The organism is Pedobacter sp. HMWF019, from assembly GCF_003061025.1.
Classification (GTDB): domain Bacteria; phylum Bacteroidota; class Bacteroidia; order Sphingobacteriales; family Sphingobacteriaceae; genus Pedobacter.
Genome location: NZ_QAIL01000127.1, coordinates 1 through 1,500, shown reverse-complemented (window position 1 = coordinate 1,500; position 1,500 = coordinate 1). Strand labels below are relative to the sequence as shown.

The following is a 1,500-nucleotide window of genomic DNA, read 5'->3' as shown; positions in this document are numbered from 1 at the left end:
ATTATTAAAACTGAATTATTAATGACAAGTTTATCTTGTTCTGGCAAACTAATTGCCTAATTTAGCACTTAATAAATCTGATTATTAATTTAAGTATTTTTTAATTTATATAATATGAAATTTTTCATTGATACAGCTAATCTTGAACAGATTAAAGAAGCCCAGGATCTGGGTGTTTTAGATGGAGTAACCACCAACCCTAGCCTAATGGCTAAAGAAGGAATTACTGGTGATGAAAACGTAATTAAGCATTATAAAGCAATCTGTGCTATTGTAGATAATAATGTGAGTGCAGAAGTCATATCGACCACTTATGAGGAAATGATCAAAGAAGGTGAAGCATTAGCTAAACTAGATCCGAAAATTGTGGTTAAAATCCCTATGATCAAAGACGGTGTAAAAGCAATTAAATACTTAACCTCAAAAGGAATCAGAACAAATTGTACATTGATTTTCTCAGCTGGACAGGCATTATTAGCTGCTAAAGCTGGAGCAAGTTATGTATCTCCTTTCTTAGGTCGTTTAGATGATATTTCTACAGATGGTTTAAATCTTATTGAAGACATCAGAACAATTTTTGATAACTATCAGTACCCTACTGAAATTTTAGCAGCTTCTATCCGCGGACCATTGCACATTGTAAATTGTGCCAAATTGGGTGCAGATGTTATTACAGCACCATTGAGTGCAATAATAGCTCTGTTAAAACACCCTTTAACCGATTCAGGTCTGGCTCAGTTCCTTGCAGATCACGATAAAGCAGCGAAAGCAGCTAAATAATCAACAAAAAAAGAGGGGGGATCATTATTGGTCCCCTCTCTTTTTTTGTTGATTATTTAAGAAGCCAGAACTTCTTTTACTTTCTCATAACTGATTTGTTCATCAGGCTCAATTAAAATGCCCTTCACTCCTGCCCCACTTGCAGCTTCAACATCTCTTGGTTTATCCCCTATCATTACAGATAATGCAGGATCTATATGATAAGTTGCAATAGCTTCAAGTAACATCCCTGATTTTGGCTTTCTGCAATCACAATCGCCGGTAATAGTTGGATGATGCGGGCAATAATAAGCATGGGTTATCTTAGCCCCTTTTTCCTCAAATTTTTCGAACAATATTCTATGCATTTCTGCAAGGGTTTCTTCAGTATATCTGGATAAGGCTATTCCTCCCTGGTTGGTAATGATGATTAAAAGATAACCTTCGTCATGTAATTTCTTTAGTGGTGGGATTTGGTATTCCAGAACTTCAAAGTCTTCAACTCTGCAGATATAATCGTTTCTTTCGTGGTTTAAGACTCCATCTCGGTCTAAAAAAATAGCTTTATTCTTCATTGTTTTTGGTTTCTCTTATTTTGGTAACAGAAAACTTCATCAATAGTATTGAGATTCCTGTTTTATTTTTATTGAGTGCAAGTATAGTAAAATGATATCAGATGGCTCATAATCTTGAAATTTAACATCAATATAACACTACAGACATAAACGATGATAAATAATC

General features: G+C 34.4%; 2 protein-coding genes. One reads left to right on the top strand and one right to left on the bottom strand.

The window, feature by feature from the left end; genetic code table 11:
- Window positions 1-114: 114 nt before the first annotated feature.
- Window positions 115-780 carry a fructose-6-phosphate aldolase gene (gene fsa / locus DBR11_RS07980; RefSeq protein WP_108551363.1) on the top strand — a complete coding sequence of 222 codons (666 nt, stop codon included), beginning with the start codon at window positions 115-117 and terminating at the stop codon, window positions 778-780.
- A 56-nt stretch (window positions 781-836) separates the two neighbouring features.
- Here the strand turns inward: fsa and DBR11_RS07975 are convergent, their stop codons facing one another.
- A complete protein-coding gene (locus DBR11_RS07975; protein ID WP_108551361.1) occupies window positions 837-1,334 on the bottom strand; it encodes an HAD-IIIA family hydrolase in 498 nt (165 codons plus the stop codon).
- Window positions 1,335-1,500: the final 166 nt, after the last annotated feature.

What these genes read in the sequence shown, in the direction of transcription:
- DBR11_RS07975 (WP_108551361.1), bottom strand. Translation starts at nt 1,334, where the DNA reads ATGAAGAATAAAGCTATTTTTTTAGACCGAGATGGAGTCTTAAACCAC.
- fsa (WP_108551363.1), top strand. Translation starts at nt 115, where the DNA reads ATGAAATTTTTCATTGATACAGCTAATCTTGAACAGATTAAAGAAGCC.